This window comes from Pseudomonas pharyngis, from assembly GCF_021602345.1.
Taxonomy (GTDB): Bacteria; Pseudomonadota; Gammaproteobacteria; order Pseudomonadales; family Pseudomonadaceae; genus Aquipseudomonas; species Aquipseudomonas pharyngis.
In genome coordinates, this window is the sequence record NZ_BQID01000006.1 from 335,026 (window position 1) to 359,827 (window position 24,802).

26 protein-coding genes, 1 pseudogene and 1 riboswitch are annotated in these 24,802 nt (G+C 62.3%); of the genes and pseudogenes, 21 read left to right on the forward strand and 6 right to left on the reverse strand.

Annotated elements, in window-relative coordinates:
- Nucleotides 1-45: 45 nt before the first annotated feature.
- Entirely contained in the window at nt 46-462 is a 417-nt protein-coding gene (locus L6D74_RS15340; RefSeq protein WP_007959010.1) for an OsmC family protein, read from the reverse strand.
- Nucleotides 463-608: 146 nt separating this feature from the next.
- Here L6D74_RS15340 and L6D74_RS15345 point away from each other — a divergent pair, with 146 nt between their 5' ends.
- Nucleotides 609-1,646, forward strand: coding sequence for an amidohydrolase family protein (locus tag L6D74_RS15345; protein ID WP_373874473.1), 1,038 nt, complete (start codon nt 609-611; stop codon nt 1,644-1,646).
- Nucleotides 1,647-1,776: 130 nt separating this feature from the next.
- The gene (locus tag L6D74_RS15350; RefSeq protein WP_236189693.1) at nt 1,777-3,402 is read left to right on the forward strand and encodes a methyl-accepting chemotaxis protein; all 1,626 of its coding nucleotides are present in this window, start codon (nt 1,777-1,779) and stop codon (nt 3,400-3,402) included.
- 53 nt (nt 3,403-3,455) lie between these two features.
- Here L6D74_RS15350 and L6D74_RS15355 read toward each other — a convergent pair whose 3' ends face one another.
- Genes L6D74_RS15355 through purM form a run of 3 tightly spaced genes read right to left on the reverse strand, consistent with a single transcriptional unit; the run spans nt 3,456 to nt 5,886 of the window.
- Nucleotides 3,456-4,169: a DUF3108 domain-containing protein gene (locus tag L6D74_RS15355; protein ID WP_236189694.1), complete on the reverse strand. Its 714-nt coding sequence runs from the start codon at nt 4,167-4,169 to the stop codon at nt 3,456-3,458.
- Nucleotides 4,170-4,177: 8 nt separating this feature from the next.
- The gene (gene purN, locus L6D74_RS15360; protein ID WP_064378664.1) at nt 4,178-4,828 is read right to left on the reverse strand and encodes a phosphoribosylglycinamide formyltransferase; all 651 of its coding nucleotides are present in this window, start codon (nt 4,826-4,828) and stop codon (nt 4,178-4,180) included.
- On the reverse strand, nt 4,828-5,886 hold the full coding sequence (gene purM / locus L6D74_RS15365; protein ID WP_007950393.1) for a phosphoribosylformylglycinamidine cyclo-ligase: 1,059 nt from the start codon (nt 5,884-5,886) through the stop codon (nt 4,828-4,830). The genes purN and purM overlap by 1 nt, the downstream gene beginning before the upstream one ends.
- A gap of 375 nt (nt 5,887-6,261) precedes the next feature.
- Between purM and L6D74_RS15370 the strand changes: the two genes are divergently transcribed.
- The 5 genes from L6D74_RS15370 to L6D74_RS15390 all read left to right on the forward strand — a co-directional run bounded on the left by L6D74_RS15370 (nt 6,262) and on the right by L6D74_RS15390 (nt 10,935).
- Complete coding sequence (locus L6D74_RS15370) at nt 6,262-7,320, forward strand: DUF2066 domain-containing protein (RefSeq protein ID WP_236189695.1); 1,059 nt, start codon at nt 6,262-6,264, stop codon at nt 7,318-7,320.
- Nucleotides 7,321-7,355: 35 nt separating this feature from the next.
- Nucleotides 7,356-8,429: an AI-2E family transporter gene (locus L6D74_RS15375; protein ID WP_039769808.1), complete on the forward strand. Its 1,074-nt coding sequence runs from the start codon at nt 7,356-7,358 to the stop codon at nt 8,427-8,429.
- Nucleotides 8,430-8,639: 210 nt separating this feature from the next.
- The gene (hda, locus tag L6D74_RS15380; protein ID WP_236189696.1) at nt 8,640-9,344 is read left to right on the forward strand and encodes a DnaA regulatory inactivator Hda; all 705 of its coding nucleotides are present in this window, start codon (nt 8,640-8,642) and stop codon (nt 9,342-9,344) included.
- A gap of 214 nt (nt 9,345-9,558) precedes the next feature.
- A complete protein-coding gene (locus L6D74_RS15385) occupies nt 9,559-10,179 on the forward strand; it encodes a C40 family peptidase (RefSeq protein WP_039769810.1) in 621 nt (206 codons plus the stop codon).
- Nucleotides 10,180-10,398: 219 nt separating this feature from the next.
- Nucleotides 10,399-10,935, forward strand: a complete 537-nt coding sequence (locus tag L6D74_RS15390) for a C40 family peptidase (protein WP_039769812.1) — start codon at nt 10,399-10,401, stop codon at nt 10,933-10,935.
- Between the two features lie 65 nt (nt 10,936-11,000).
- Here the strand turns inward: L6D74_RS15390 and L6D74_RS15395 are convergent, their stop codons facing one another.
- Together L6D74_RS15395 and L6D74_RS15400 are read right to left on the reverse strand one after the other, a co-directional pair.
- On the reverse strand, nt 11,001-12,314 hold the full coding sequence (locus L6D74_RS15395; protein WP_236189697.1) for a PQQ-dependent sugar dehydrogenase: 1,314 nt from the start codon (nt 12,312-12,314) through the stop codon (nt 11,001-11,003).
- Nucleotides 12,315-12,379: 65 nt separating this feature from the next.
- Nucleotides 12,380-12,964 carry a hypothetical protein gene (locus tag L6D74_RS15400; RefSeq protein ID WP_039769816.1) on the reverse strand — a complete coding sequence of 195 codons (585 nt, stop codon included), beginning with the start codon at nt 12,962-12,964 and terminating at the stop codon, nt 12,380-12,382.
- Nucleotides 12,965-13,130: 166 nt separating this feature from the next.
- A riboswitch (cobalamin riboswitch) is annotated at nt 13,131-13,356 on the forward strand.
- Between the two features lie 81 nt (nt 13,357-13,437).
- On the opposite strand from L6D74_RS15400, the gene cobO reads away from it, so the two are divergent.
- The 14 genes and pseudogenes from cobO (at nt 13,438) to L6D74_RS15465 (ending at nt 24,671) form a co-directional block, all read left to right on the forward strand.
- Entirely contained in the window at nt 13,438-14,049 is a 612-nt protein-coding gene (cobO, locus tag L6D74_RS15405) for a cob(I)yrinic acid a,c-diamide adenosyltransferase (protein WP_007950401.1), read from the forward strand.
- Nucleotides 14,046-15,341, forward strand: coding sequence for a cobyrinic acid a,c-diamide synthase CobB (locus L6D74_RS15410; RefSeq protein WP_236189698.1), 1,296 nt, complete (start codon nt 14,046-14,048; stop codon nt 15,339-15,341). The genes cobO and L6D74_RS15410 overlap by 4 nt, the downstream gene beginning before the upstream one ends.
- Nucleotides 15,338-15,988: a 5,6-dimethylbenzimidazole synthase gene (gene bluB / locus L6D74_RS15415; protein ID WP_236189699.1), complete on the forward strand. Its 651-nt coding sequence runs from the start codon at nt 15,338-15,340 to the stop codon at nt 15,986-15,988. The genes L6D74_RS15410 and bluB overlap by 4 nt, the downstream gene beginning before the upstream one ends.
- Nucleotides 15,985-16,893: an adenosylcobinamide-phosphate synthase CbiB gene (gene cbiB, locus L6D74_RS15420; protein ID WP_064594520.1), complete on the forward strand. Its 909-nt coding sequence runs from the start codon at nt 15,985-15,987 to the stop codon at nt 16,891-16,893. The genes bluB and cbiB overlap by 4 nt, the downstream gene beginning before the upstream one ends.
- Nucleotides 16,886-17,896, forward strand: coding sequence for a threonine-phosphate decarboxylase CobD (gene cobD, locus L6D74_RS15425; RefSeq protein WP_236189701.1), 1,011 nt, complete (start codon nt 16,886-16,888; stop codon nt 17,894-17,896). The genes cbiB and cobD overlap by 8 nt, the downstream gene beginning before the upstream one ends.
- Nucleotides 17,893-19,351: pseudogene (locus tag L6D74_RS15430) on the forward strand (cobyric acid synthase); the annotation flags it as partial. The gene cobD and the pseudogene L6D74_RS15430, both read left to right, overlap by 4 nt.
- Complete coding sequence (cobU, locus tag L6D74_RS15435; RefSeq protein WP_236189705.1) at nt 19,347-19,868, forward strand: bifunctional adenosylcobinamide kinase/adenosylcobinamide-phosphate guanylyltransferase; 522 nt, start codon at nt 19,347-19,349, stop codon at nt 19,866-19,868. The pseudogene L6D74_RS15430 and the gene cobU, both read left to right, overlap by 5 nt.
- Nucleotides 19,865-20,920 carry a nicotinate-nucleotide--dimethylbenzimidazole phosphoribosyltransferase gene (gene cobT, locus L6D74_RS15440; RefSeq protein ID WP_236189707.1) on the forward strand — a complete coding sequence of 352 codons (1,056 nt, stop codon included), beginning with the start codon at nt 19,865-19,867 and terminating at the stop codon, nt 20,918-20,920. Before cobU ends, cobT begins: the two co-directional genes overlap by 4 nt.
- Entirely contained in the window at nt 20,917-21,492 is a 576-nt protein-coding gene (gene cobC, locus L6D74_RS15445; protein ID WP_236189708.1) for an alpha-ribazole phosphatase family protein, read from the forward strand. The genes cobT and cobC overlap by 4 nt, the downstream gene beginning before the upstream one ends.
- A gap of 1 nt (nt 21,493) precedes the next feature.
- Nucleotides 21,494-22,225 carry an adenosylcobinamide-GDP ribazoletransferase gene (locus L6D74_RS15450; RefSeq protein ID WP_236189709.1) on the forward strand — a complete coding sequence of 244 codons (732 nt, stop codon included), beginning with the start codon at nt 21,494-21,496 and terminating at the stop codon, nt 22,223-22,225.
- A gap of 43 nt (nt 22,226-22,268) precedes the next feature.
- Nucleotides 22,269-22,673: a MarR family winged helix-turn-helix transcriptional regulator gene (locus tag L6D74_RS15455; RefSeq protein ID WP_007950413.1), complete on the forward strand. Its 405-nt coding sequence runs from the start codon at nt 22,269-22,271 to the stop codon at nt 22,671-22,673.
- 54 nt (nt 22,674-22,727) lie between these two features.
- Nucleotides 22,728-23,936, forward strand: a complete 1,209-nt coding sequence (locus tag L6D74_RS15460; protein ID WP_011333148.1) for an MFS transporter — start codon at nt 22,728-22,730, stop codon at nt 23,934-23,936.
- Complete coding sequence (locus L6D74_RS29995) at nt 23,933-24,055, forward strand: hypothetical protein (RefSeq protein ID WP_007950415.1); 123 nt, start codon at nt 23,933-23,935, stop codon at nt 24,053-24,055. Before L6D74_RS15460 ends, L6D74_RS29995 begins: the two co-directional genes overlap by 4 nt.
- A 55-nt stretch (nt 24,056-24,110) precedes the next feature.
- Nucleotides 24,111-24,671: a glutathione peroxidase gene (locus L6D74_RS15465; protein WP_039769833.1), complete on the forward strand. Its 561-nt coding sequence runs from the start codon at nt 24,111-24,113 to the stop codon at nt 24,669-24,671.
- Nucleotides 24,672-24,802: the final 131 nt, after the last annotated feature.

Here is a 24,802-nt window from a genome sequence, read left to right on the forward strand (position 1 = left end):
AGCGGGTGATGCGTGGAGCATAACCCGCCGGTGTCATCGAGGTGATTACTGGCTGTCGAAGCCGACTGGCGCGTGGGTTTCGATGGTGACTTCGCTGGTGGTCATCAGCTTGTGGATCGGGCAGCGATCGGCGACGCGCAGCAGTTCTTCGCGCTGGGCATCGGTGAGCACGCCCTTGAGGGTGAGGGTCACGTGCAGGGCGTATTTGCCTTTCTGTTCCTGGCTGTTGTCGCGTTTGACCTCAACGCCGACGCCGGTCAGCGGGATGTCCTTTTTCTTCGCGTACAGCTTCAGGGTCAGGGCCTTGCAGGCACCGAGGGCGGCGTCGAAGTAATCGTGCGGCTCCGGAGCCGAGCCTTCGCCGCCAGCCGTCGTCGGGACGTCTGCAAACAGCTCATGCTCATCGATCTGAACGGTGTGGCGAAAACCTTCGGCGGACACGGTATTGACGGTAACGGTCATGTGAACCTCGCAAGCTGTAGGAAAAGGGATTCGATCAAAAAGACCTTGCAGGTATAGAGCATTTCCCACACAGGCGCGTTCCACTTTCTTGCCGGGTGAACCCTCGTTGCCCGGCGAGGGTCTAGGCTATGCCTGTCTGCCGGAGAATGCTTGTGTCCGTGTTTCGTTTGAGTCTTGCCTGCCTGATGGCTTTCACTGGCGCCGCCAGTGCCCGGGAATACACCTACAGTGACGCGCACCTGCATTACGTGGATTTTTTCCAGGAAACCGCCGGCATGCCGAAATTGCTGACGGCCATGAAGGAAAATGCCATCGAGCATGTGATGATTTCCGGCATTCCCGTGGCGAAGAAATGGCACGAAGACGAGCCGAAGCGCCCGCGTTACTACGCCGGCGATGACGCCGATGCCTATTGGTACAGCGCGACTGACGTGATCGTCGCCGACGCGGTGCAGAAGCTGACGCCGGAGCAACGCCAGTACTTTCACCCGTTTCTTTCAGGCTTCAACCCCAACGACAAGAACTCCGCCGCGCACATCCAGCGCATGCTCGATCTGTATCCCGGCTTGTGGCAGGGCATCGGCGAGGTATTCACCCGTCACGACGATCTCACCGCACTCACCTCCGGCGACACGCCACGCGCCAACAACGAAGCCATGACCCGCATCTATCACCTGGCCGCTGAAAACGATCTGCCGGTGATGCTGCATTCCAATATCACCTCCAAGCGTGAGAAGAATCCGCTGTACCTGAAGGAAATCGAAGAGCCGCTGCGTAATCATCCGCACACCCGGTTCATCTGGGCGCATGCCGGCACCAGCGCCGAAATCCACCGTCATCAGACGCAGCTGGATTTTCTGCTGCCGACCCTGACGCGAATGCTGGAGGCGTACCCGAACCTGTTCATCGATCTGTCGTGGAGCTTGCTGACGCCTTATCTGCTGGACGAAAAGGGTCAGCCGCGAGCGGAATGGGTGCAACTGGTAGAGCGCTATCCGGATCGGTTCATGATCGGTTCGGACGTGGTCGGGCGATTCAACAAACTCGGCAAGGAAATCCACGGCTTCAAGCCGTTTCTCGACGCCTTGCCGGAAGCCGTGGCGAAAAAAGTCGCACGGGACAACTTCTTGGCGATATTGCCGCGAACAGCGCTCAAGTCCGGCAAACCCGCGCTGAATCGTTAATGCCGAGGGTTCGTAGGATCAAGGCCTTTTGATATCGCGTTTTGGTCTTACGCATTTTTTAAAAGGGCCGATACCTTCTAGAACAACCAGCTGCAGGGTTGATGCAGCGCTTTTGGAAGGAACCAGAGCAATGAGTATCCGTAGTCTCAATATTGCGCCCAGGGCCGGCCTGGGTTTCGGCGTGTTGGCGCTAATGGTGTTTGCCCTTGGGGCGTTCGCCCTGCTGCAGATGTCGAACATGCGTACGCAATCCGACGAGGTCGACAATAACTGGCTGCCCAGCGTGATGGCGGTGGGCGAGATGAGTCAGGACATGCTGCGCCTGCGCGCGCTGACCATGCGCCTGTTGCTCAATCGCGATCCGCAGGCGCTGGAGCAGAACGTGGCCAAGCTCAATGATTTGCGCGGTGTGCTGAGTGAAGCCCAGCAGCGTTACGACAGCCTGATCGCGTTGCCCGCAGAGCGCGCGCTGTTCGACCGCTTCAAGGTCGCTGAACACAAGTACCTGGAGCTTCAGGCACAGGTGATGACGTTGTCTGCTCAGGGACGAGTGGAAGAGGCGGCCGCCATTCTCAATGGACAGATGAGCCCGCTGGCGGATGAAATTGCAGTGACCCTGCGTGAGTTGGTCGAATTGAACAAGCACAACGCCAACCTCGCCACAGAGGCCGCACGGCTGGTGTTCACCAACTCGCGGGTGTGGGTCGGGGTGATGATCGGCATCACTGCGCTGATTACCATCGCGCTGGCGTTATTGCTGACCCGCAGCATCGTGCTGCCGCTGTCGCAATCGCTCAATGTCGCGGAAGTGGTGGCAGGAGGCGATCTGACCGGGGATATCAGCATTTCCGGCAAGGACGAACCGGCGCGGCTGCTGCACGCGCTCAAGAGCATGCAGCACAACCTGCGTGACACTATCCGCCGGATCTCGGAGTCCTCCAGTCAGTTGGCCTCGGCCTCGGAAGAGTTGAGCTGCGTCACCGAAGACGCGACGCGGGGGCTGCATCAGCAGAGTCTGGAAATCGAACAGGCGGCTACGGCGGTCAACCAGATGACGGCGGCGGTGGAGGAGGTGGCGAGCAATGCCGTCGCGACTTCCGAGGCGTCCCGTGAGTCTGATCGTATTGCCCAGCATGGCCGCGAGCAGGTGCAGCAGACCGTGTCGTCCATCGAGCTGCTGGCGGACGATGTCACCGCCAATGCCACGCAGGTGGAGGATCTGGCGCAGAAGGTCTATAGCATCAGCAAAGTGCTGGACGTGATCCGCTCGATTGCCGAGCAGACCAATCTGCTGGCGTTGAACGCGGCGATCGAGGCTGCCCGGGCTGGAGATGCCGGACGGGGTTTTGCGGTGGTGGCGGACGAAGTGCGGGCGCTGGCCCATCGCACTCAGCAGTCGACGCAGGAGATCGAGCAGATGATCGGCGGCATCCAGCAGGGCACCGATTCGGCGGTCAGCTCGATGCAGCAGAGCAACGTCCGGGCGCGCTCGACCCTGGAGCTGGCGAAGGCCGCCGGCATTGCGCTGGAGGAAATCGCTTCGGCGTTTACCTTGATCAACGAGCGCAACCTGGTGATCGCCAGTGCGTCGGAAGAGCAGGCGGCCGTGGCGCGGGAGGTTGACCGCAATCTGATGAACATCCGTGACCTGGCGATGCAGACGTCGGCGGGTGCCAACCAGACCAGCGCTGCGAGTCAGGAGCTGTCGCGGCTGGCGGTGGACCTGAACAGCATGGTGGCCAGGTTCTCGGTCTGATCAGCGTTCGACAGGCGAAAAAAAGCCCCGCGTTTGCGGGGCTTTTTGTTGAATCAGCTGCCTTTGACTGTCTTGCCGTTGACCGTACCGTCGAGGAGCATGATGTTGTACTCCTTGCCGTCGGTTTCGACCTGTTGCAGGCGAACCAGCAGGTAATCCCAGTCCTTGGCGAACCACAGGACGGTGATGCGCTTGCTTTGTGTCGGATCGCGGACACGCTCGACCTTGATCGCATCGATCTGACCGGCCTTGGTTTCTACCTTCTCCGAACCCAGCACGCGGAAGTCGTAGGTATCGACTTCGCCATCATCGACTACGTGATAGCTCATGCTTTTCTTGCCGGCGGCCACGTCATGCTGCAGCGCCAGTTGATAGGTGGATTTGTCGACCATGCCACGGTTGAGCGGGATTTTCACCGCGTCGCCGCGGTCGGTGCCGGTCACCAGCTTGTTGGCCCAGTCGAAGTCCAGGTCAGCCTTTTTCGCCTTGCCCAGACCACCGCGTTCGAAGTGGTAGGACTGTGGCAGCAGGGTGTCCTTGTCCAGGGTCAGGGTGCTTTCCTCGGACAGGCTGGCAATCATCATCGAGGCTTTGAAGCTGAGCTTCCAGACGCCGTTGGCCTGTTTGGTCAGGCTGCGCTCGGCGGTGCCGCTCATGGGCAGCTGTTTCCAGTCGGCGGTGTAGCTGGCGGAGAACGGTTGAAGGTCTGCCGCCTGCGCGAAGGGCAGGGCGAGCAGAGCGCAAGCGAAGAGCAGGGCGCGACGCATAATATCTCCTAGTTTCGAATCAAGTGACCGCTGGCCGGCAGTGGCTGGCCATCCAGTAAAGCACCTTGCTCGCCGAGGCTCAGCCGTCCTTCGGCGAACCAGCGTACGGCCATCGGGTAGATCAGGTGTTCCTGAGCATGAACCCGCTGCGCCAGACTTTGCGGCGAATCGTGCAACTCTACCGGGATTACTGCCTGTACGACCAGTGGTCCGCCATCGAGTTCCTCGGTGACGAAGTGCACGGAGCAGCCGTGTTCGGCGTCGCCGGCCTCCAGCGCGCGCTGATGAGTGTGTAACCCTTTGTATTTGGGTAGCAGCGACGGGTGGATGTTGAGCAGGCGACCCTGGTAGTGACGGACGAAGTCAGCGCTGAGAATGCGCATGAAGCCGGCCAGTACCACGAGTTTGGGGTTGAATTCGTCGATCAGTTCGATCAGCGCGGTATCGAAGGCCTCGCGGCCCTCGAATCCCTTGTGATCCAGCGAGCGGGTGGCGATACCCGCGTCACTGGCGCGTTGCAAGCCGTAGGCGTCGGCGCGGTTGGAAATCACCGCAGCGATGCGGACCGGGCTGTCGCCGGTCCGCGTGCTGTCGATCAGGGCCTGCAAGTTACTGCCGGTGCCGGACAGCAGCACCACGACATCACAGGTCTGGGACATCAGTGAGCCTTGAGGTTCTTCAGTTCGACCTGAGCCGCGCCTTCGGCAGCGACAGCGATCTGACCGATGACCCAAGGCTGCTCGCCGGCGTCACGCAGGGTGTTCAGGGCAACTTCAACGTGCTCCTGAGCCACGCAGATGACCATGCCCACGCCGCAGTTCAGCACGCGGTGCATTTCGGTTTCGTCGACGTTGCCTTTCTCTTGCAGCCAGTCGAACACGGCCGGGCGGTTCCAGCTGGCCACGTCAACCACGGCTTGAGCGCCTTTTGGCAGAACGCGCGGGATGTTGTCCAGCAGGCCGCCACCGGTGATGTGGGCCATGGCCTTGACCGCGCCGGTGTCCTTGATCAGCTTGAGCAGCGGCTTCACGTAGATGCGGGTCGGGGCCATCAGCAGTTCGGTCAGCGGCTTGCCGTCGAGCTGCACGGTTTCGATGTCGGCACCGGACACTTCGATGATCTTGCGGATCAGCGAGTAGCCGTTGGAGTGCGGGCCGGACGATGGCAGGGCGATCAGGGCGTCACCGGTGGCGACTTTCGAGCCGTCGATGATTTCGGCTTTTTCCACGACGCCGACGCAGAAACCGGCCAAGTCGTAGTCTTCGCCTTCGTACATGCCAGGCATTTCAGCGGTTTCGCCGCCGACCAGCGAGCATCCAGCCAGTTCGCAGCCTGCACCGATACCGGTAACCACGGTGGCAGCTACGTCGACGTTCAGCTTGCCGGTGGCGTAGTAGTCGAGGAAGAACAGCGGCTCGGCGCCGCACACCACCAGATCGTTGACGCACATGGCGACCAGGTCCTGGCCGATGCTGTCGTGCTTGTTCAGGTTCAGCGCCAGACGCAGCTTGGTGCCGACGCCGTCAGTACCGGAAACCAGTACCGGCTGCTTGTAACCGGCCGGGATCTCGCAGAGGGCGCCGAAACCGCCCAGGCCGCCCATGACTTCCGGGCGCGCAGTGCGCTTGGCGACGCTCTTGATGCGTTCGACCAATGCTTCACCGGCGTCGATGTCTACACCGGCGTCCTTGTAGCTCAGGGAGGGTTGCTTGCTCATGATCCAGGCCTTTAGGGGAGGGGATTCAGGGGTAACGACCGAGTTCAGCGGGAGCGCCGAGTCCGACAGGGGCGATTGCCTCACGCGAAGTTCGGGGTGCCCGGCTGTTGCCGGTCTGCGAAGGCGCGCGATTTTATCAGGCTTGAGGGGCAGCGGCCATCCTCACGCCGACGGGCAGGGGCATATCGGTGGAAAAATTTTGCAATTGACGCTGTGGGCGACATCACGGGTGCCTGTATAAGGAACCGTCTATCGTTAGGACTGTGCAAAAACTTACCGACCGCGTGTGAATGTTTTGCGACGGCCTGTGGTCACAGGCTTGCCACAACGGTACACGCGGCCTGTTCCAGCCGCTCTTGTCGACGGGAATTCTCCATGCGTTTGTGTAAATTGCTGTTAGTGGGTGGTTTGTCTCTGATCAGCCTGGCGAGCCAGGCGGAAAATCTCAAAGGTCTTTATCAGGTGCGCGAACCGGTCACTGGCCAGTCGCCAGAGGAGCGCGATCGCGCGACCCAGGCTGCGCTGGATACGCTGGTGCTGCGCCTGACCGGCGACCCGAAGGCCCCGCAGAACCCGGGGCTGGCGCCGATTCGCAAGGATCCGCAGCAGATCATCAGTCAGTTCGGTTTCGATGCCGGGCCGCCGGAAGTGCTGAAAGTCGATTTCGACCCGGGAACCACCGAGCAGGCGTTGCGCCGCGCCGGGCTGGCGCTGTGGGGTGCCAACCGGCCCTCGATCCTGAGTTGGTGGCTGAACGATTCGACCGAGGGTTCGAGCCTGGTGGGCGACGGACAGGCCAGTGCCGCACCGTTGCGCCGCGCCGCCCAGCACCGTGGATTGCCATTGCGCCTGCCTTTGGCGGACTTGAGCGAGCAATTGGTCGCAACCGCGCCTGCGCTTGAAGGTGCCGACTCGGCGCCGCTGCGTAACGCTTCCGAGCGCTACAACGCTGACGCCTTGCTCGCCGTGCATGCCCGCGAAGACGGTGGGCAATGGCAGGCCAAATGGCAATTGTGGCTGGGCGACAAAAAAGAGGCGGGCAACGTGCAGGGCGCGGATCAGGCCGCCGTGGCCGATGCGGTGATGCTGGCGGTGACTGAACGGCTGGCGCCACGCTTTGTGGCCAAGCCGGGCGCGTCCGGCCAGCAGACCCTGGAAGTCCAGGGCATGAATCTGGAGCACTACGCGGCGCTGCTGCGGTTACTCGAACCGTTTGGCGTGCGTCTGCAGAGTGTCGATGCCGATCGCATCCTGTATCGGGTCAACGGCAGTGCCGATCAGTTGCGGGCGCAGTTGTCGCTGGCGAAGTTGCAGGAATTGCCGGCCGAGGCGCCGGCTCCGGTCGCTGCACCTCAGCCTGCGGTCGCCGGGGCGCCACCAGTCGTTGCGCCGACGCCTGCACCGGTGGCGCCGTCTTTGCGGTTCCGCTGGTAGGTTTTCTTTCTTATATATAAGCAATGGAGTGTTACATGGCCGATACGCGGCGTTGGTTCTGGCTCGGTGGGGTGCTCCTGCTTTGCGCGTTTGTCTGGTTGCTGCATCCGATCCTTACGCCGTTTCTGGTGGCGCTGCTGCTCGCCTATCTGTTCGATCCGCTCGTCGATCGTCTGGAACGCCTGGGGCTGTCTCGCACTTGGGGTGTGATCGCGGTGTTCGCCTTGTTCACCCTGATCGTCACCGCGTTGTTGCTGGTGCTGGTGCCGATGCTCGCCAAGCAATTAGTACGGCTGTATGAACTGGCGCCGCAAATGCTCGACTGGTTGCAGCACACTGCCGTGCCATGGGCGCAATCGAAGCTGGGGCTGTCGGACGGCTTCTGGAAGTTCGACAAGGTCAAAGCCGCGATCAGCGAACACATGGGCCAGACCACGGATATCGTTGGTGTGGTGCTGAGTCAGGCGACGGCCTCGAGCCTGGCACTGATCGGCTGGCTGGCGAATCTGGTGCTGATCCCGGTGGTGAGCTTTTACCTGCTGCGTGACTGGGACGTGATGATGGCCAAGATCCGTGGCCTGTTGCCCCGTGATCGCGAAGAGCGTGTGGTGGCGCTGGCGGGTGAGTGCCATGAAGTGCTGGGCGCGTTCGTGCGCGGGCAGTTGCTGGTGATGCTGGCGTTGGGCGTGATCTATGCGGCCGGTCTGATGATTGTCGGGCTGGAGCTGGGCCTGTTGATCGGTCTGATCGCGGGGTTGGCGGCGATTGTGCCGTACATGGGATTTGTGATCGGCATCGGCGCGGCGCTGATTGCCGGGTTGTTCCAGTTCGGTGGCGATCTGTATCCGATGATCGGGATCGTGGCGGTGTTCATGGTTGGTCAGGCACTGGAAGGCATGGTGCTGACGCCTTTGCTGGTGGGGGATCGGATCGGTCTGCACCCGGTGGCGGTGATTTTCGCGATTCTGGCCGGTGGCGAGCTGTTCGGCTTCACCGGTGTGCTGCTGGCATTGCCGGTGGCGGCGGTGATCATGGTGCTGGTGCGACACGTCCACGATCTGTACAAGGATTCCGACATCTATAGCGGGGTGGATGAGCCGGAGTTGTAATCGTGAAGGTCGGGCTGCCCGGTGGATCGCCGGGTTGGCCCGTCTCATGCAGGCCGTGGCGCCAAAGAAACTGTCATAAAACCAGCATGTTAACGCAAACCTTTGATTTTGCTTGGGGTCTGTCGCATTGTGCGCTCCGCTTCACGGGTATAAACTTCGCTCACTTTACACAGAGGCCACTAACGGTTCCTTGGGAACTGTTCAGTCAGCATGAAACCGATTCAGCTGCCCCTAGGTGTGCGTCTGCGTGACGACGCCACCTTCATCAACTACTACCCAGGCGCCAATGCCGCTGCACTCGGCTATGTCGAGCGTCTATGCGAAGCCGACGCCGGCTGGACCGAAAGCCTGATCTATCTGTGGGGCAGGCACGGGGTAGGGCGGACGCATCTGTTGCAGGCCGCGTGCCTGCGCTTCGAACAGATGGGTGAACCGGCGGTGTACCTGCCGCTGGCCGAGTTGATGGATCGCGGCATCGAAATTCTCGACAACCTCGAACAGTACGAACTGGTCTGCCTGGATGACTTGCAGGTGATTGCCGGCAAGGCGGACTGGGAAGAGGCGATGTTTCATCTGTTCAACCGTCTGCGTGACAGCGGTCGGCGTCTGCTGATCGCGGCGTCCACTTCGCCACGTGAATTGCCGATCAAACTGGCTGACCTGAAATCGCGCCTGACCTTGGCGCTGATCTTCCAGATGCGTCCTCTCTCCGATGAAGACAAATTGCGTGCCCTGCAATTGCGTGCATCCCGTCGCGGCCTGCACCTGACCGACGAGGTCGGGCATTTTATCTTGACTCGCGGTACCCGCAGCATGAGCGCGCTTTTCGATCTGCTGGAGCAGCTCGATCAGGCCTCTTTGCAGGCTCAGCGCAAGCTGACCATTCCCTTCCTGAAAGAAACCCTGGGCTGGTAAAACCGGGGCTTTCAGCCGGTTTCGGCATATTTCAGGCGCCAGAAAACCCGCTTTCCTGTGGGGCGCACAGGCCGCGTCTCGATTCAAATAGGCTTAAGCGCTTAGATGTAAACGAGAAACCGAGAAGTCACAAAAAGATCGATTGAATTTGCAAATGAGGCTGATAGCGGGCATAGTCTCGGCTTCTTTACAACTATCAGCCACGGTCGTGCCCATGCTAAAGCGCTTCGCACCCCTCGTGCCTCTCGCACTCGTCACCCTGTTGTTCGGTTGCGCTGCTCATTCACCTGTTAATCAAGAGCAGCAACAACAGGTTAAAAATTCTGCCACCGCCCAGTCCTCCGTTATTTACCAGGAAGAGCTGGACACCGAAAAAGAACTCGCCGACTTCAACGGCAAGAAGCCTTACCAGCTTCCGGTTCTGGCCGACAGCATCCTCGAACGCGGCATGTCCCTGATCGGTACCCGTTACCGTTTCGGTGGTACCTCTGAAGCCGGTTTCGATTGCAGTGGTTTCATCGGCTATCTGTTCCGCGAAGAGGCCGGCATGAACCTGCCACGCTCCACTCGCGAAATGATCAACGTGGATGCGCCGCTGGTTTCGCGCAGCAACCTCGAGCCGGGCGACCTGCTGTTCTTCGCCACCAATGGTCGTCGCGGTCGTGTGAGCCACGCCGGGATTTATCTGGGCGACAACCAGTTCATCCATTCCAGCTCTCGTCGCAGCGGCGGTGTTCGCATCGACAGCCTGGGCGACAGCTACTGGAGCAAGACCTTCATCGAAGCCAAACGCGCTTTGGCGAACGCTCCAACCGTGGTTACCGCTCGCAAGTAATCACGCATTTGTCGCCACGCTCGTGGCGACAAAGCTGCCCTTCAGAGGCAATAGACCTAAACTTTACAAGGTGAAGTTAAAGTCTTACTTGAAGTTTGCCGCGTAGCCGCTAGAATCCTGATCTATATTGATGGCAAACCGCCTGCGTCCCAACGCAGGCGGTTTTGTTTTCTATCGAATCGGCAGTCAAAGCCGCAGCCAGATCAGGATGTTCTGCATATGACGATGTCGGCCCGCTTTGCCTTGATGTTCTTCGCCGCGCTACTCAGCGCCTGCGCCAGCCGCACTCCGCCCCCTGCGCCGGTGGTTCGCGCTCCGATCGTGTTCGGATCCTCCCAGACCTTTTCGCCTGCTGCCGAAGACGTGCTGTTCCGCGCGCTAGGGCTGGTCGGCACGCCTTATCGCTGGGGTGGCAATACGCCGGATTCGGGCTTCGATTGCAGCGGTCTGATCGGTTTCGTCTACCGCGATGCCGCCGGCATCAGCCTGCCGCGTTCGACCCGCGAGATGATCGTCATGCAGGCGCCGAATGTCGGCAAGGAAGGGCTGCAGACCGGCGACCTGATTTTCTTCGCCACCAATGGCGGCTCTCAGGTCAGCCATGCGGGAATTTACGTCGGGGAAGGGCGCTTCGTTCACGCACCGGCCACTGGCGGCACGGTGAAGCTGGACAGCCTGTCGAAAGCCTATTGGCAGAAAGCCTATCTGAGCGCCAAGCGCGTTCTGCAGCCAGAGCATCTGGCGCATAACCCGTAACCCAGATACATAAAAACCCGTGGGAGCTGAATGGCTCCCACGGGTTTTTTTATGCCTGCAACACACTAGCGGGTCGCTGACACCCGCCACACCTTGTTCCCCACGTCATCGGCTACCAGCAATCCACCTTGCTGGTCGATCACCACGCCGACCGGACGACCCAGCGCGTTTTCGTCCTTGTCGAGAAATCCAGTCAGCACGTCAACCGGTGCTCCGCTCGGCTTGCCAGCGGCAAACGGTACGAAGATCACCTTGTAGCCACTGTGCGGCTTGCGGTTCCACGAGCCGTGCTGGCCGATGAATGCGCCTTCCTTGAACTGCGCCGGCAGGCGATTGCCTTCGGCAAAGGTCAGGCCCAGTGACGCGGTGTGCGGGCCGACGGCGTAGTCGGGAGCGATGGCCTTGGCCACCATGTCCGGCCGCTGGGGTTCCACGCGCACATCAACGTGCTGGCCGTAGTAGCTGAACGGCCAGCCATAGAAACCACCATCCTTGACCGAGGTGATGTAGTCCGGCACCAGATCGCTGCCAATCTCATCGCGTTCGTTGACTGCGGTCCACAGCGCACCGCTTTTCGGCTCCCAGGCCAGGCCGTTGGGGTTGCGGATGCCCGAGGCGAAGATCCGGTGGTTGCCGGTGGCGCGATCCACTTCCCAGATCGCCGCGCGGCCTTCTTCCTGGTCGAGACCGTTTTCGCCGACGTTGCTGTTCGAGCCGACGGTGACGTACAGCTTGCTGCCGTCTTTGCTGGCGATGACGTTCTTGGTCCAGTGATGGTTGAGCGTGCCGCCCGGCAAATCCACGACCTTGATCGGCTGGCTGTTGATTTCGGTCGCGCCGGGCTCGTAGTTAAAGCGCAGCAGGCGATCGGTATCGGCGACGTACAGATCATTGCCGACCAAGGTCATGCCGAACGGCGAGTTGAGGTTCTGCAGGAACACCGTGCGGGTCTCGGCCACGCCGTCATGATCGGCATCGCGCAGCAGGGTGATGCGATTCGGGCTGGGGACGCCGGCACCGGCGCGGCCCATGACTTTTTTCATCACCCAGCCGCGAATGCCCTTGCCGTCGTCGGGCTTGGGCGGAGCGTTGGTTTCCGCCACCAGCACATCGCCATTGGGCAGCACGTAGAGCCAGCGTGGGTGATCGAGATTTTCGGCAAACGCCGCCACCTGCGTACCTGTCGCTGCCATCGGTTTGGCGCCGGCCGGCCAGCCGATGGCCGGGGCGATGTTCACCGTCGGGATCAGGGTCTTGTTCGGTTCGGGCAGTTTCGGTGACGGACCGGTGCCGTCGGTAACTTGCAGGCTGGAGGATTCACCACAGGCGGCGAGCCCTCCGGCGATCATGATGACGAAAACGAGCTGGGGCTTGCGCATTGCTGATCTTCCCTATGAATGCATTCCTAAACATAGAGAAGCGCACAAGCCCGATGGTTCAACCCTCAGCCGCGGGCTTCCTTGAACAGCACGGCAATGCCGGGGTGATAGTTGCCGGCTTCGCTGCGCAATTTGCGGTAGGCGTAGGGGAAATACCAGGCGACGGCGCAGGTGTGTTCCTTTTGCAGGTCGTCGACCATGTCCTGCAATTCTTCCGGGCTGGCGCTGTGTTGGGCTTTTTGCGGGGCGACGAACAGGCAGCCGAGTTTCAGGTCGCTGGCGTAGCTGATGCGCTTGGCGTCGCTGGTGATATCCGCCAGGGCCTGGGTCAGATTCAGGCTGGTGACGCGCGGCCAGCGTTGGGTCGCCTGAATGAAGGCGCGATCCTCGGCGCCAGCAATAAACAAATCGGCGCGGGCGTTGCGCTCGCCTTCTTCGTTCTGTTTGCGGGTGGCAGTGTCGCGCAGGGTGACCAGTTCAGCCATCCACGCGGCGGCCGACAGCAGACCGAGGTTGGCTTTTTCGTCGTGCCAGTAGGGCGTGTCATTGTCGCCGCGCACGGCGTTGTAGCGGTCGATACAGTCAAACCAGCGTTCCAGCACCGGGCGCAGGAATTCCAGCCGCGGATTGCTGATGATCATGCCTTGCATGGGGTTCTCCCTTGTTATTGTGATGGGCTCTCTGCAGTCAAAGAGCATGGCTCTTTGATATCACTCATGTCAGTGTGGCACAAGATTGGCGTCAGTTAATTGATCGATGGCAGTTATTCGCCGCACAAGCCCCTCTTCAATTGACGCTCCACCCCCAACCCTCTAACCTTCGCGGCTTGTTTCAGGTGCTCTGTGGCGCATGTCGACAGAGTGAAACAGGGAAGCCGGTGAGGCGGGTCTTCGAGCGAAGAACCCTCACGATCCCGGCGCTGCCCCCGCAACGGTAAATGAGTAAAAGCTGCGTCTGATGCCACTGCTTAACAGCGGGAAGGCGCGCAGCCAGGCACCAGCCGCTCATGAGCCCGGAGACCGGCCTGATCCATCCAGCGGCATCACGGTGGGCGATGCCAGGCTTGTTGCCGTCTATTCTTGTGCCTGCCCGCCGTTATCCAGCCTCAACGGAGAGCTCCCCCATGACTGATTCCCCCGAACGCGACGAGCGCCACCTGGCGCGCATGCAGCGCAAAAAAGCCGTGATCGATGAGCGCATCGCCAATTCGCCAGACGAATGCGGCCTGGTGCTGGTGCTGACCGGCAACGGCAAAGGCAAAAGCAGCTCGGCATTCGGCATGCTCGCCCGCGCCATGGGCCACGGCATGCAGTGCGGCGTGGTGCAGTTCATCAAGGGCCGCAACAGCACCGGTGAAGAGCTGTTCTTCCGCCGCTTCCCCGAGCAAGTGCGCTTTCATGTGATGGGCGAGGGCTTCACCTGGGAAACCCAGGACCGTCAGCGCGACATCGCCGCCGCCGAAGCGGCCTGGGAAGTCTCCCGCGAGCTGCTGCGCGATCCGTCGATCGGTCTGGTGGTGCTCGATGAACTGAACATTGCCCTCAAGCACGGTTACCTCGATCTGGATCAGGTGCTCAGCGATCTGCAGGCCCGTCCGCCGATGCAACACGTGATCGTCACTGGCCGCGCCGCCAAGCCGGAAATGATCGAGATGGGCGACACCGTCACCGAAATGGGCATGATCAAGCACGCCTTCCAGGCCGGCATCAAAGCGCAGAAAGGCGTCGAACTTTGAATCAACCACGTCACTGCCCTGCGGTACTGATCGCCGCGCCGGCTTCCGGCCAGGGCAAGACCACCGTCACCGCTGCGCTGGCCCGTCTGCATCGTAATCAGGGGCGCAAGGTCCGCGTATTCAAGTGCGGCCCGGACTTTCTCGACCCGATGATCCTCGAACGCGCCAGCGGTGCGCCGGTCTATCAACTGGACATGTGGATGGTCGGCGAGCAGGAAAGTCGACGTCTGTTGTGGGAAGCCGCCGCCGAAGCCGATCTGATCCTGATCGAAGGCGTGATGGGCCTGTTCGACGGCACGCCGTCGAGCGCCGATCTGGCGCGGCATTTCGGCGTACCGGTGCTCGGCGTGATCGACGGCACGGCCATGGCCCAAACGTTCGGCGCACTGGCCTTGGGCCTGGCGCGCTATCAGCCGGATCTGCCGTTCGCCGGCGTGCTGGCCAATCGTGTCGGCACCGTGCGCCATGCGCAGTTGCTCGAAGGCAGCCTCACCGAAGGCCTGCGCTGGTACGGCGCGTTGTCCCGGGAAACCGGGATCGAACTGCCAAGCCGTCATCTGGGTCTGGTGCAGGCCAGCGAACTGAATGACCTCGACGTGCGCCTCGACGCCGCCGCCCAAGCGCTGGCTGGCACTTGCGAGGTAGCGCTGCCACCGGCCGTCGAATTCGCCGCGCCTGAAATCGTCAACACCGAAAAGCTGCTCGAAGGCGTGCGAATTGCCGTCGCCCGCGACGAAGCCTTTGCCTTCACCTACGGCGCCAGTCTCGATCTGTTGCGGGCGATGGGGGCGGAGCTGAGTTTCTTCTCGCCGATCCGTGATGCGCAATTGCCTGAAGCCGAAAGTTTGTACCTGCCCGGCGGTTATCCGGAATTGCACCACGTTGCCTTGTCGCAGAACACTGACATGCTCAAAGCGATCCGCGCTCACCACGCCGCCGGCAAACCGCTGCTCGCCGAATGTGGCGGCATGCTTTATCTGCTCGACTCGCTGACCGATGTCGAAGGCACCCGCGCTGATTTGGTCGGCCTGCTGAGTGGCGACGCCGTGATGCAAAAGCGCCTCGCTGCGCTGGCATTGCAAGAGGTCGACCTGCCGGAAGGCCTGTTGCGCGGCCACACCTATCACCATTCCCTGACCACCACCGAACTGACGCCGATTGCCCGTGGCCACAGCCCCAACGGCGGGCGCGGCGCGGAAGCGGTTTACAGGGAAGGGCGGATGACCGCCTCGTACGTTCACTTCTATTTCCCGTCAAATCCGTCGGCGATTGCCGCGCTGTTGGTGCCATGACCGACAACGCCTTCACTGACGCCGAGCGCGAAGCGGTTTACCGCGCCATCGCCGAACGCCGCGACATGCGCCACTTCAGCGGCGGTATGGTCGAGCCTGACGTGTTGCGACGATTGCTTGAAGCCGCACACCAGGCACCGAGCGTCGGCCTGATGCAGCCGTGGCGCTTCATCCGTATCAGCGACCGCGCGCTACGTGGCCAGATCCAGAACCTTGTTGAAGAAGAACGCGTACGCACCGCCGAAGCCCTCGGCGAACGCAGTGACGAGTTCATGAAGCTCAAGGTCGAAGGCATCAACGATTGCGCCGAAGTGCTGGTCGCCGCGTTGATGGACGATCGCGAAAAACACATCTTTGGTCGTCGCACAATGCCGGAAATGGACATGGCCTCATTGTCCTGCGCGATCCAGAACCTGTGGCTCGCCGCGCGTGCCGAAGGCCTGGGCATGGGCTGGGTGTCGTTGTTCGAGCCACAGGCGCTGGCCGATCTGCTGAAACTGCCGGCCGGTGCCAAGCCGCTGGCGGTGCTTTGCCTGGGGCCGGTCAAGGAATTTTATCCGGCGCCGATGCTGGTACTCGAAGGGTGGGCGCAGGCGCGTCCGCTCAATGAGCTGCTGTACGAAAATTTTTGGGGAGTGAGTCAATGAGTGTGGCGTTGTTGAGTGTCGCCGCAGTTGCGCTGGATGCGCTGCTGGGTGAACCGAAACGCTGGCATCCGCTGGTGGCGTTCGGCAATTTCGCCGGGCGCATCGAGCAACGTTTCAACAGCGGCGGTCGCGGCTGGCGTAGCCATGGCGTCACCGCGTGGGTGATCGCGGTGTTGCCGCTGACCCTGCTGGCCACGGCGTTTTCCTGGGCGCCTTACGTGGGCTGGATTGTCGAGATTCTTGCGCTGTATTGCGCCCTCGGCATGCGCAGCCTGGGTGAGCACGTCGAGCCGGTGGCCAAGGCCTTGCGTGCCGATGATCTGGAAGAGGCGCGCAAGCGTGTGGGGTATCTGGTCAGCCGCCAGACCGATGAGCTGGACAGCACCGCTGTCGCCCGCGCTGCTACTGAATCGGTGCTGGAGAACGGTAGCGATGCGGTGTTCGCGGCGCTGTTCTGGTTTGCCGTGGCCGGTGCGCCGGGCGTGGTGCTCTACCGTTTGAGCAATACGCTCGACGCGATGTGGGGCTATCGCAACGAACGTTTCGAGCGGTTCGGCTGGGCGGCGGCAAAAATCGACGACGTCCTCAACTACATTCCTGCGCGGCTGGTAGCGTTGACCTACGCGCTGCTCGGCAAAACCCGACTGGCGCTGAAATGCTGGCGCACCCAGGCGCCGAAATGGGACAGCCCGAACGCCGGCCCGGTGATGGCCGCCGGCGCAGGTGCCTTGGGCGTCGAGCTGGGTGGCCCGGCGATTTACCACGGCGAGCTGCACGAGCGTCCGCAACTGGGCGAGGGCGTGCCGGCGGATGCCGATTCCATTGATCGCGGCTGGCAATTGGTCCAGCGCGGGGTATGGTTATGGCTGCTGATTCTCTGCGTGGGGGCTGAATTCTATGCTTGAGCACGGTGGCCGGTTGCGCAGGGCGGCGCTCCAATACGGCATCGCGGAAGAAGACTGGCTCGACCTGTCCACGGGGCTTGCGCCGTGGCCGTTTCCGGTCCCGGATATTCCGCTGCGGGCCTGGGCACGCTTGCCGGAAAACGATGACGGTCTGGAGCAGGCCGCCTGCGATTACTACGGTACCAGCCAGGTGCTGCCGGTGGCCGGTTCGCAGATGGCCATTCAGTTGTTGCCGCGATTGCGTCGGGCCGGCAAGGTCGGCGTGCTGTCGCCGTGTTATGCCGAGCATGCTGAAGCCTGGCGGCGCAGCGGCTATATCGTGCGTGAGGTGCTGGAGCAGGAAGTCGATTTCTTTCTCGACAGCCTCGACGTGCTGGTGGTGGTCAATCCGAACAACCCAACGGGCCTGAACCTGACCCCGGCGCGCCTGCTCGACTGGCACGCACGGCTGGCCCAGCGCGGCGGCTGGCTGGTGGTCGATGAAGCGTTCATGGACAACACGCCGCAGCTGAGTCTCGCCCCGCATGCGCATCAAGTGGGGTTGATCGTGTTGCGCTCGTTCGGCAAGTTTTTCGGTCTGGCCGGTGTGCGGCTGGGGTTCGTGCTGGCCGAGCGCAAGTTGCTCCGGTTGCTGGCCGAACAGGTCGGGCCGTGGGCGGTCAGCGGGCCGACCCGGGTGCTGGGTCAGGCCTGTCTGCGCGACACCGAAGGCCACACGCGTCAGCGCATCCGCAGCGACGAGGCCAGCGAACGATTGGCTGCGCTGCTCGAACGCTACGGTTTCAAACCGCAGGGTGGCTGCGCACTGTTTCAGTGGCTGATCACCGAACAGGCCTCCGCGTTGCACGAATTCATGGCCCGACGCGGCATTCTCCTGCGACTCTTCGCGCACAACAGCAGCCTGCGTTTCGGGCTGCCCGCCGATGCCGCCGACGAGGCGCGCCTTGAGCAAGCCCTGCAAGCATTCGCCCTGCAACGCTCTATGGAAAACAAACCAGCATGACCACTTTAATGGTGCAGGGCACCACCTCCGACGCCGGCAAAAGCACGCTGGTGACGGCGCTCTGCCGCTGGGCCACCCGTCAGGGCGTTGCCGTGGTGCCGTTCAAGCCGCAGAACATGGCGCTCAACAGCGCGGTGACTGCCGACGGCGGCGAGATCGGCCGCGCGCAAGCGGTGCAGGCCCAGGCGGCGTTTCTCGAGCCGCACACCGACATGAACCCGGTGCTGCTCAAGCCCAACAGCGACACCGGCGCTCAGGTCATCATTCACGGTCGAGCGGTCACCAGCATGAACGCCGTCGCCTATCACGACTACAAAGCCATCGCCATGCAGGCCGTGCTTGCCTCCCACGAGCGTTTGCGTGCCGCCTATCCGCTGGTGATGGTCGAAGGCGCGGGCTCGCCGGCCGAGATCAATCTGCGCGCCGGTGACATCGCCAACATGGGCTTCGCCGAAGCGGTGGATTGCCCGGTGTTGCTGATCGCCGACATCAATCGTGGCGGCGTCTTCGCCCATCTGGTGGGCACGCTGGAACTGCTGTCGCCGAGCGAACAGGCACGGGTCAAAGGTTTCATCATCAACCGTTTTCGCGGCGACATCGCCTTGCTGCAACCGGGCCTCGACTGGCTGGAACAGCGCACCGGCAAACCGGTGGTGGGCGTGCTGCCATACGTGATGGATCTGCATCTGGAAGCCGAGGACGGCATCGACCAGCGTCAGACCGACAAGGCCGAGCAAGTCCTGAAAGTGGTGGTGCCGGTGCTGCCGCGCATCAGCAACCACACCGATTTCGATCCGCTGCGTCTGCATCCGCAGGTTGATCTGCAATTCATCGGCCCGGGGCAAGCGATACCGCCGGCCGACCTGATCGTTCTTCCGGGCTCGAAAAGCGTGCGCAGTGACTTGGCGTATCTGCGGGCCAATGGTTGGGAATCCGCCATCCGCCGTCACCTGCGTTACGGCGGGAAATTGCTCGGGATCTGCGGCGGTCTGCAAATGCTCGGCGAGCAGGTGCACGATCCGCTGGGCCTTGAAGGTGCGCCGGGATCCAGCGCCGGTCTGGGGTTGCTGGCGTTTGAAACGCAGCTCGAAGCCGAGAAACAGTTGCGCAATGTTCGCGGGCGTCTGGCGCTGGAAGATGCCGAGGTCAGCGGTTATGAAATTCATGCCGGCGTGACCACGGGAGCGGCGCTGGAAAATGCTGCCGTGCATCTGGACGACGGTCGTTGCGACGGCGCGCAAAGTCTCGACGGGCAGATTTTCGGCACCTACCTGCATGGCCTGTTCGAATCGCCGGCGGCCAGTGCGGCGCTGTTGCGCTGGGCCGGTCTGAACGATGTGCAGGAGGTGGATTACCACGGCCTGCGCGAACGCGATATCGAACGGCTGGCGGATCTGGTGGAGAAGCATCTGGATACCGATCTGTTACGTGAACTCTGTGGAATCTCCCCATGCTCCAACTGATCCTCGGCGGCGCCCGCTCCGGCAAAAGTCGCCTGGCCGAAGAACTCGCCACTGACAGCGCGCTGGCCGTGACGTACATCGCCACCAGCCAACCACTGGACGGCGAGATGAATGAGCGCGTCGCCCATCATCGCGCCCGTCGTCCTGCTGAATGGGCGTTGATCGAAGAGCCGCTGGAACTGGCTCGGGTGTTGCGCGAAAACGCTGACCCCGAGCGCTGCCTGCTGGTGGATTGCCTGACGCTGTGGCTGACCAATCTGCTGATGCTCGATGACGCTGAACGCCTCGCCGCCGAGCGCGAAGCCTTGCTCGAATGCCTGGCGTCGCTGCCGGGTGAAATCATTTTTGTCAGCAACGAGACCGGAATGGGTGTCGTGCCGCTGGGCGAATTGACTCGCCGCTACGTCGATGAAGCCGGTTGGCTGCATCAAGCTCTGGCCGAGCGTTGTCAGCGAGTTGTCCTGACGGTCGCCGGCCTGCCCCTGACTCTGAAAGGACCTGCGTTATGACCCAAGCCTGGTGGCTGAACCCGTGCAAACCGGTGGGCGCGAACGCCGTTGAAAACGCGACGGCGCGTCAGCAGCAATTGACCAAACCTGCCGGCTCCCTCGGGCGGCTCGAATCGGTGGCGGTGCAGCTGGCCGGATTGCAGGGCCAGGTCAAGCCGACACTGGATCAAGTCTGGATCGCGATTTTTGCCGGCGACCATGGCGTTGTCGCCGAAGGGGTTTCCGCGTTCCCGCAGGAGGTCACCGGGCAGATGCTGCTGAACTTCGTCAGCGGCGGTGCGGCGATCAGCGTGCTGGCGCGGCAACTCGGTGCGCAATTGGAAGTGGTGGATCTGGGCACCGTGACCCCGTCGTTGAACCTGACGGGCGTGCGTCACCTGAACATCGGCCCGGGCACGGCGAATTTCGCCAAGGGCGCGGCGATGACTCAGGCCCAGGGTGAACTCGCCTTGCAGGGCGGTCGCGACAGCGTGCTGCGGGCGAAAGCGGCAGGCGCGCAATTGTTCATCGGCGGCGAAATGGGCATCGGCAACACCACCGCCGCCAGTGCGCTGGCCTGTGCTTTGCTCGACTGCCCGGTGGCGCACCTGACCGGCCCCGGCACCGGGCTGAATGCCGAAGGCGTCAGCCACAAGGCGCAGGTGATCGAGCGGGCGCTGGCACTGCATGCGGCGCAACGTGGCGATGCGTTGCAGACGCTGTTCAATCTCGGCGGCTTCGAGATTGCGGCACTGGTTGGCGCCTATCTGGCGTGCGCTCAGGAAGGTGTGGCGGTGCTGGTGGATGGTTTCATCTGCACGGTCGCGGCGCTGGTGGCGGTGCGCCTGAATCCGGCCTGCCGTGAGTGGCTGCTGTTCGGTCACCGTGGTGCCGAGCCGGGCCATCGCCATGTACTGGAAACCCTCGGCGCTGAACCGCTGCTGGAACTGGGCCTGCGTCTGGGCGAGGGCAGTGGCGCGGCGCTGGCGGTGCCGTTGCTGCGTCTGGCCTGCGACCTGCACGGCCAGATGGCAACCTTCGCTGAAGCCGCGGTGGCGGACCGCCCGGCATGACCTTGCGTCTGGATCTGCTGCGCCACGGTGAAACCGAGCTCGGCGGCGGCCTGCGCGGCAGCCTCGACGATGCACTGACCGAAAAAGGCTGGGCGCAGATGCGCGAGGCGGTGAGCGGGCAGGCGCCGTGGGATCGGCTGGTCAGTTCGCCGTTGCAGCGTTGTGCGCGGTTTGCTGAAGAGTTGAGCGCGCAGTGGGAGCTGTCGGTTTCTCTGGACAAGAATCTGCAAGAACTGCATTTCGGTGCCTGGGAAGGGCAGAGCGCGGCGGCGCTGATGGAAACCGATGCCGAGGGCCTGGGCTTGTTCTGGGCGGATCCCTATGGGTTTACCCCGCCGCAGGGTGAGCCGGTCAGCGATTTTTCGGCGCGGGTGCTGGCGGCGGTGATGCGACTGCACGCGGCGCACGCGGGTGAGCGGGTGTTGCTGATCAGTCATGGTGGCGTCATGCGTCTGTTGCTGGCGCAGGCCCGTGGCTTGCCCCGTGAACAACTGCTCAATGTCGAAGTCGGCCACGGCGCGCTGTTTTCGCTGATCGTCGAGGCCGACGGTTCGCTCAGGGAAGTGCTCTGACATGCTGCCTCTGTGGATCGCCCTGCAATTTCTCAGCAGCCTGCCGATTCGTCTGCCGGGCATGCCGGCGCCTGAACAGCTCGGCCGGTCGCTGCTGTTTTATCCGCTGGTGGGACTGTTGTTCGGTGTCATTCTCTGGGCGCTGAACATTTCCTTGGTCGGCACGCCGTTGCTGTTGCATGCGGCGCTGTTGCTGGCGGTGTGGGTGCTGCTCAGCGGCGCGTTGCACCTTGATGGGCTGGCGGACAGCGCCGATGCGTGGCTCGGCGGGTTCGGTGATCGCGAGCGTACGCTGACGATCATGAAAGATCCACGCAGCGGGCCGATCGCGGTGGTGACGCTGGTGCTGGTGTTGCTGCTCAAGTTTGCCGCGTTGCTGGCGTTGATCGAACAACAGCAGGGCATGGCATTGATCATCGTGCCGCTGATCGGCCGAGCGGCGTTGCTCGGGCTGTTTCTCACCACGACTTATGTGCGGGCCGGCGGGTTGGGGCAGGCGCTGGCCGATCATCTGCCGCGTAAGGCGGGTTGGCAGGTGCTGGCAGGGAGTGCGGCGGCGTGTGTGGCGATCGCCGGGTTCGACGCTGTCGTGGCGTTGCTGCTGGCGGTTGTCGTGTTCATCTGGCTGCGGCATTTGATGGTGCGGCGACTGGGTGGAACCACCGGTGATACGGCCGGCGCGTTGCTGGAATTGCTAGAGATGTCAGTGCTGGTCGGGCTGGCCTTATCTTGATCTGTAACTTGATTTAACACAGTCGCGGGTATATACACGCATCATGCTTCCATCTCAGTGTTTGTGCACCAACCTGCGTCGCGCCGCGCGTGGCGTCAGCAGGCATTACGACGGCGCTCTCGACGGCTTCGGGATCAACGTTGCCCAGTATTCTCTGCTGTGCAATCTGCAGCGCCTGGATCAGCCGAGCATTTCCGAACTGGCCGAGGCCATGGGCCTGGATCGCAGCACCCTCGGGCGCAATCTGCGGGTGCTGGAAGGCGAGGGCCTGGTGGCGCTGGCCGAGGGCGAAGACATGCGCAACCGCATCGTCCGGCTCACTGAAACCGGTGCGCAACGCCTGGCAGCAGCCTTGCCGGCCTGGGAAGCGGCGCAACAGCGGTTGATCGACCGACTGGGTGCCGAGAAGCGTGAAACCTTGCTGCGGCTATTGGATGAACTGGCCTGAGGGCCGGTTTTTTCCGAATCTAAGCGGGTATATACCCGCGACTGGAGAATAATAATGAGTTCGATGTGGCGTACGTGCGGTTGGGTGTTGCTGGGGAGTGCGCTGATTCTGGCGTTGTCATTGGGCGTGCGGCACGGCTTCGGCTTGTTTCTGTCGCCGATGAGCGCCCAGTTCGGCTGGGGGCGCGAGGTGTTCGCCTTCGCCATCGCCTTGCAGAACCTGATCTGGGGGCTGGCGCAACCGTTCACTGGCGCGCTGGCCGACCGCTTCGGCGCGGCGAAAGTGGTGTTGATCGGCGGTGTGCTCTACGCCTTGGGCCTGGTGTTCATGGGCCTGTCGGAAACCGCTTTGGGCTTGTCCCTGAGCGCCGGTCTGTTGATCGGTATCGGACTGTCCGGGACCTCGTTCTCGGTGATTCTTGGCGTCGTCGGTCGCGCCGTGCCGCCGGAAAAACGCAGCATGGGCATGGGCATTGCCAGCGCCGCCGGATCCTTTGGCCAGTTCGCGATGTTGCCGGGCACCCTCGGGCTGATCGGCTGGCTCGGCTGGTCGGCGGCATTGCTGGTGCTGGGACTGCTGGTGGCGTTGATCGTGCCGCTGGTGAGCATGCTCAAGGACAAGCCGCTGCCGGTGCTCGGCCACGAACAAACCCTGTCCGAAGCCCTGCGCGAGGCCTGCTCGCATTCCGGGTTCTGGCTGCTGGCGTTCGGCTTTTTCGTCTGCGGATTTCAGGTGGTGTTCATCGGCGTGCACTTGCCGGCGTATCTGGTTGATCAGCATCTGCCGGCCACCGTCGGCACCACCGTGCTGGCGTTGATCGGCCTGTTCAACATCTTCGGTACCTACACCGCCGGTTGGCTCGGTGGGCGGATGTCCAAACCGCGTCTGCTGACCGGGCTCTATCTGCTGCGCGCGGTGGTGATCGTGCTGTTTCTGTGGCTGCCGGTGACGACGACCTCGGCCTATCTGTTCGGCATGGCCATGGGGTTCCTGTGGCTGTCGACGGTGCCGTTGACCAACGGTACGGTGGCGACCTTGTTTGGCGTGCGAAACCTGTCCATGCTCGGCGGCATCGTGTTTCTGTTCCATCAGTTGGGTTCGTTCCTCGGCGGCTGGCTGGGCGGGGTGGTGTATGACCGAACCGGGAGTTATGACTTGATCTGGCAAGTGGCGATTCTCCTGAGTCTGCTGGCGGCGGCGCTGAACTGGCCGGTGCGCGAGCGCCCGGTCGAGCGCCTGCAACCGCGTGCGAGCGCCGCATGAACCGTTTCTGGCCGCAGATCGTCGTCACCGCACTCGGCGCCGCGTTGCTGGCGCTGGTGTGGTGGGGCTGGCATCAGGGCGGGTTGGCGCTGATGCAGTTGGGCATGGGTGCTTGCTAGACCGGCGGGAGGGCGAGTAACGTCGAGGCCTGACGATTGCTCAAGGATGCCCGACATGCTCAAGCGCTGGTGTGCTGTTCCCGCGTTGCTGATGGCGTTGACCGGACTGGCCCAGGCCGCGGACTGTCCGGATCTGTTGCAAGGCTCGTTGCCCAAGTTGCGGGCCAAGGAATCCATCGACCTGTGTCAGCGCTACGCCGACAAACCGCTGGTAGTGATTAACACGGCCAGCTTCTGTGGTTTTGCACCGCAGTTCGAGGGGCTTGAAGCGCTGAATCAGCGCTACAAGGCCCAGGGCCTGGAAATGCTCGGCGTACCGTCCAATGACTTCAAGCAGGAGTCCAAGGACAGCGCCGAGACCGCCAAGGTCTGCTACGCCAACTACGGCGTGACGTTCACCATGACCGAGCCGCAGAAGGTGCGGGGTGACGATGCGACTCATCTGTTCCAGGTGCTGGCCAAACAGAGCAGCGCACCGAAGTGGAATTTCTACAAATACGTCATCGACCGCCAGGGCAAGGTGATCGCCAATTTCTCCAGCCTGACCAAACCGGATGATCCGGAATTTCTGGCGGCCATCGAGAAAGCCATTGCCTCCCAGCCGCTGAAACCCTGATCGACGTGTCTAGTCCTGAAATAGGTTTACACCTGTTTCACCCTAACGCCCGATGCACTGCATCGGGCGTTTTGTATTTCAAGGACAGGTGCGGGCGCTCCCGGTTGTAGATCAAGATCGCCTCCCGCACC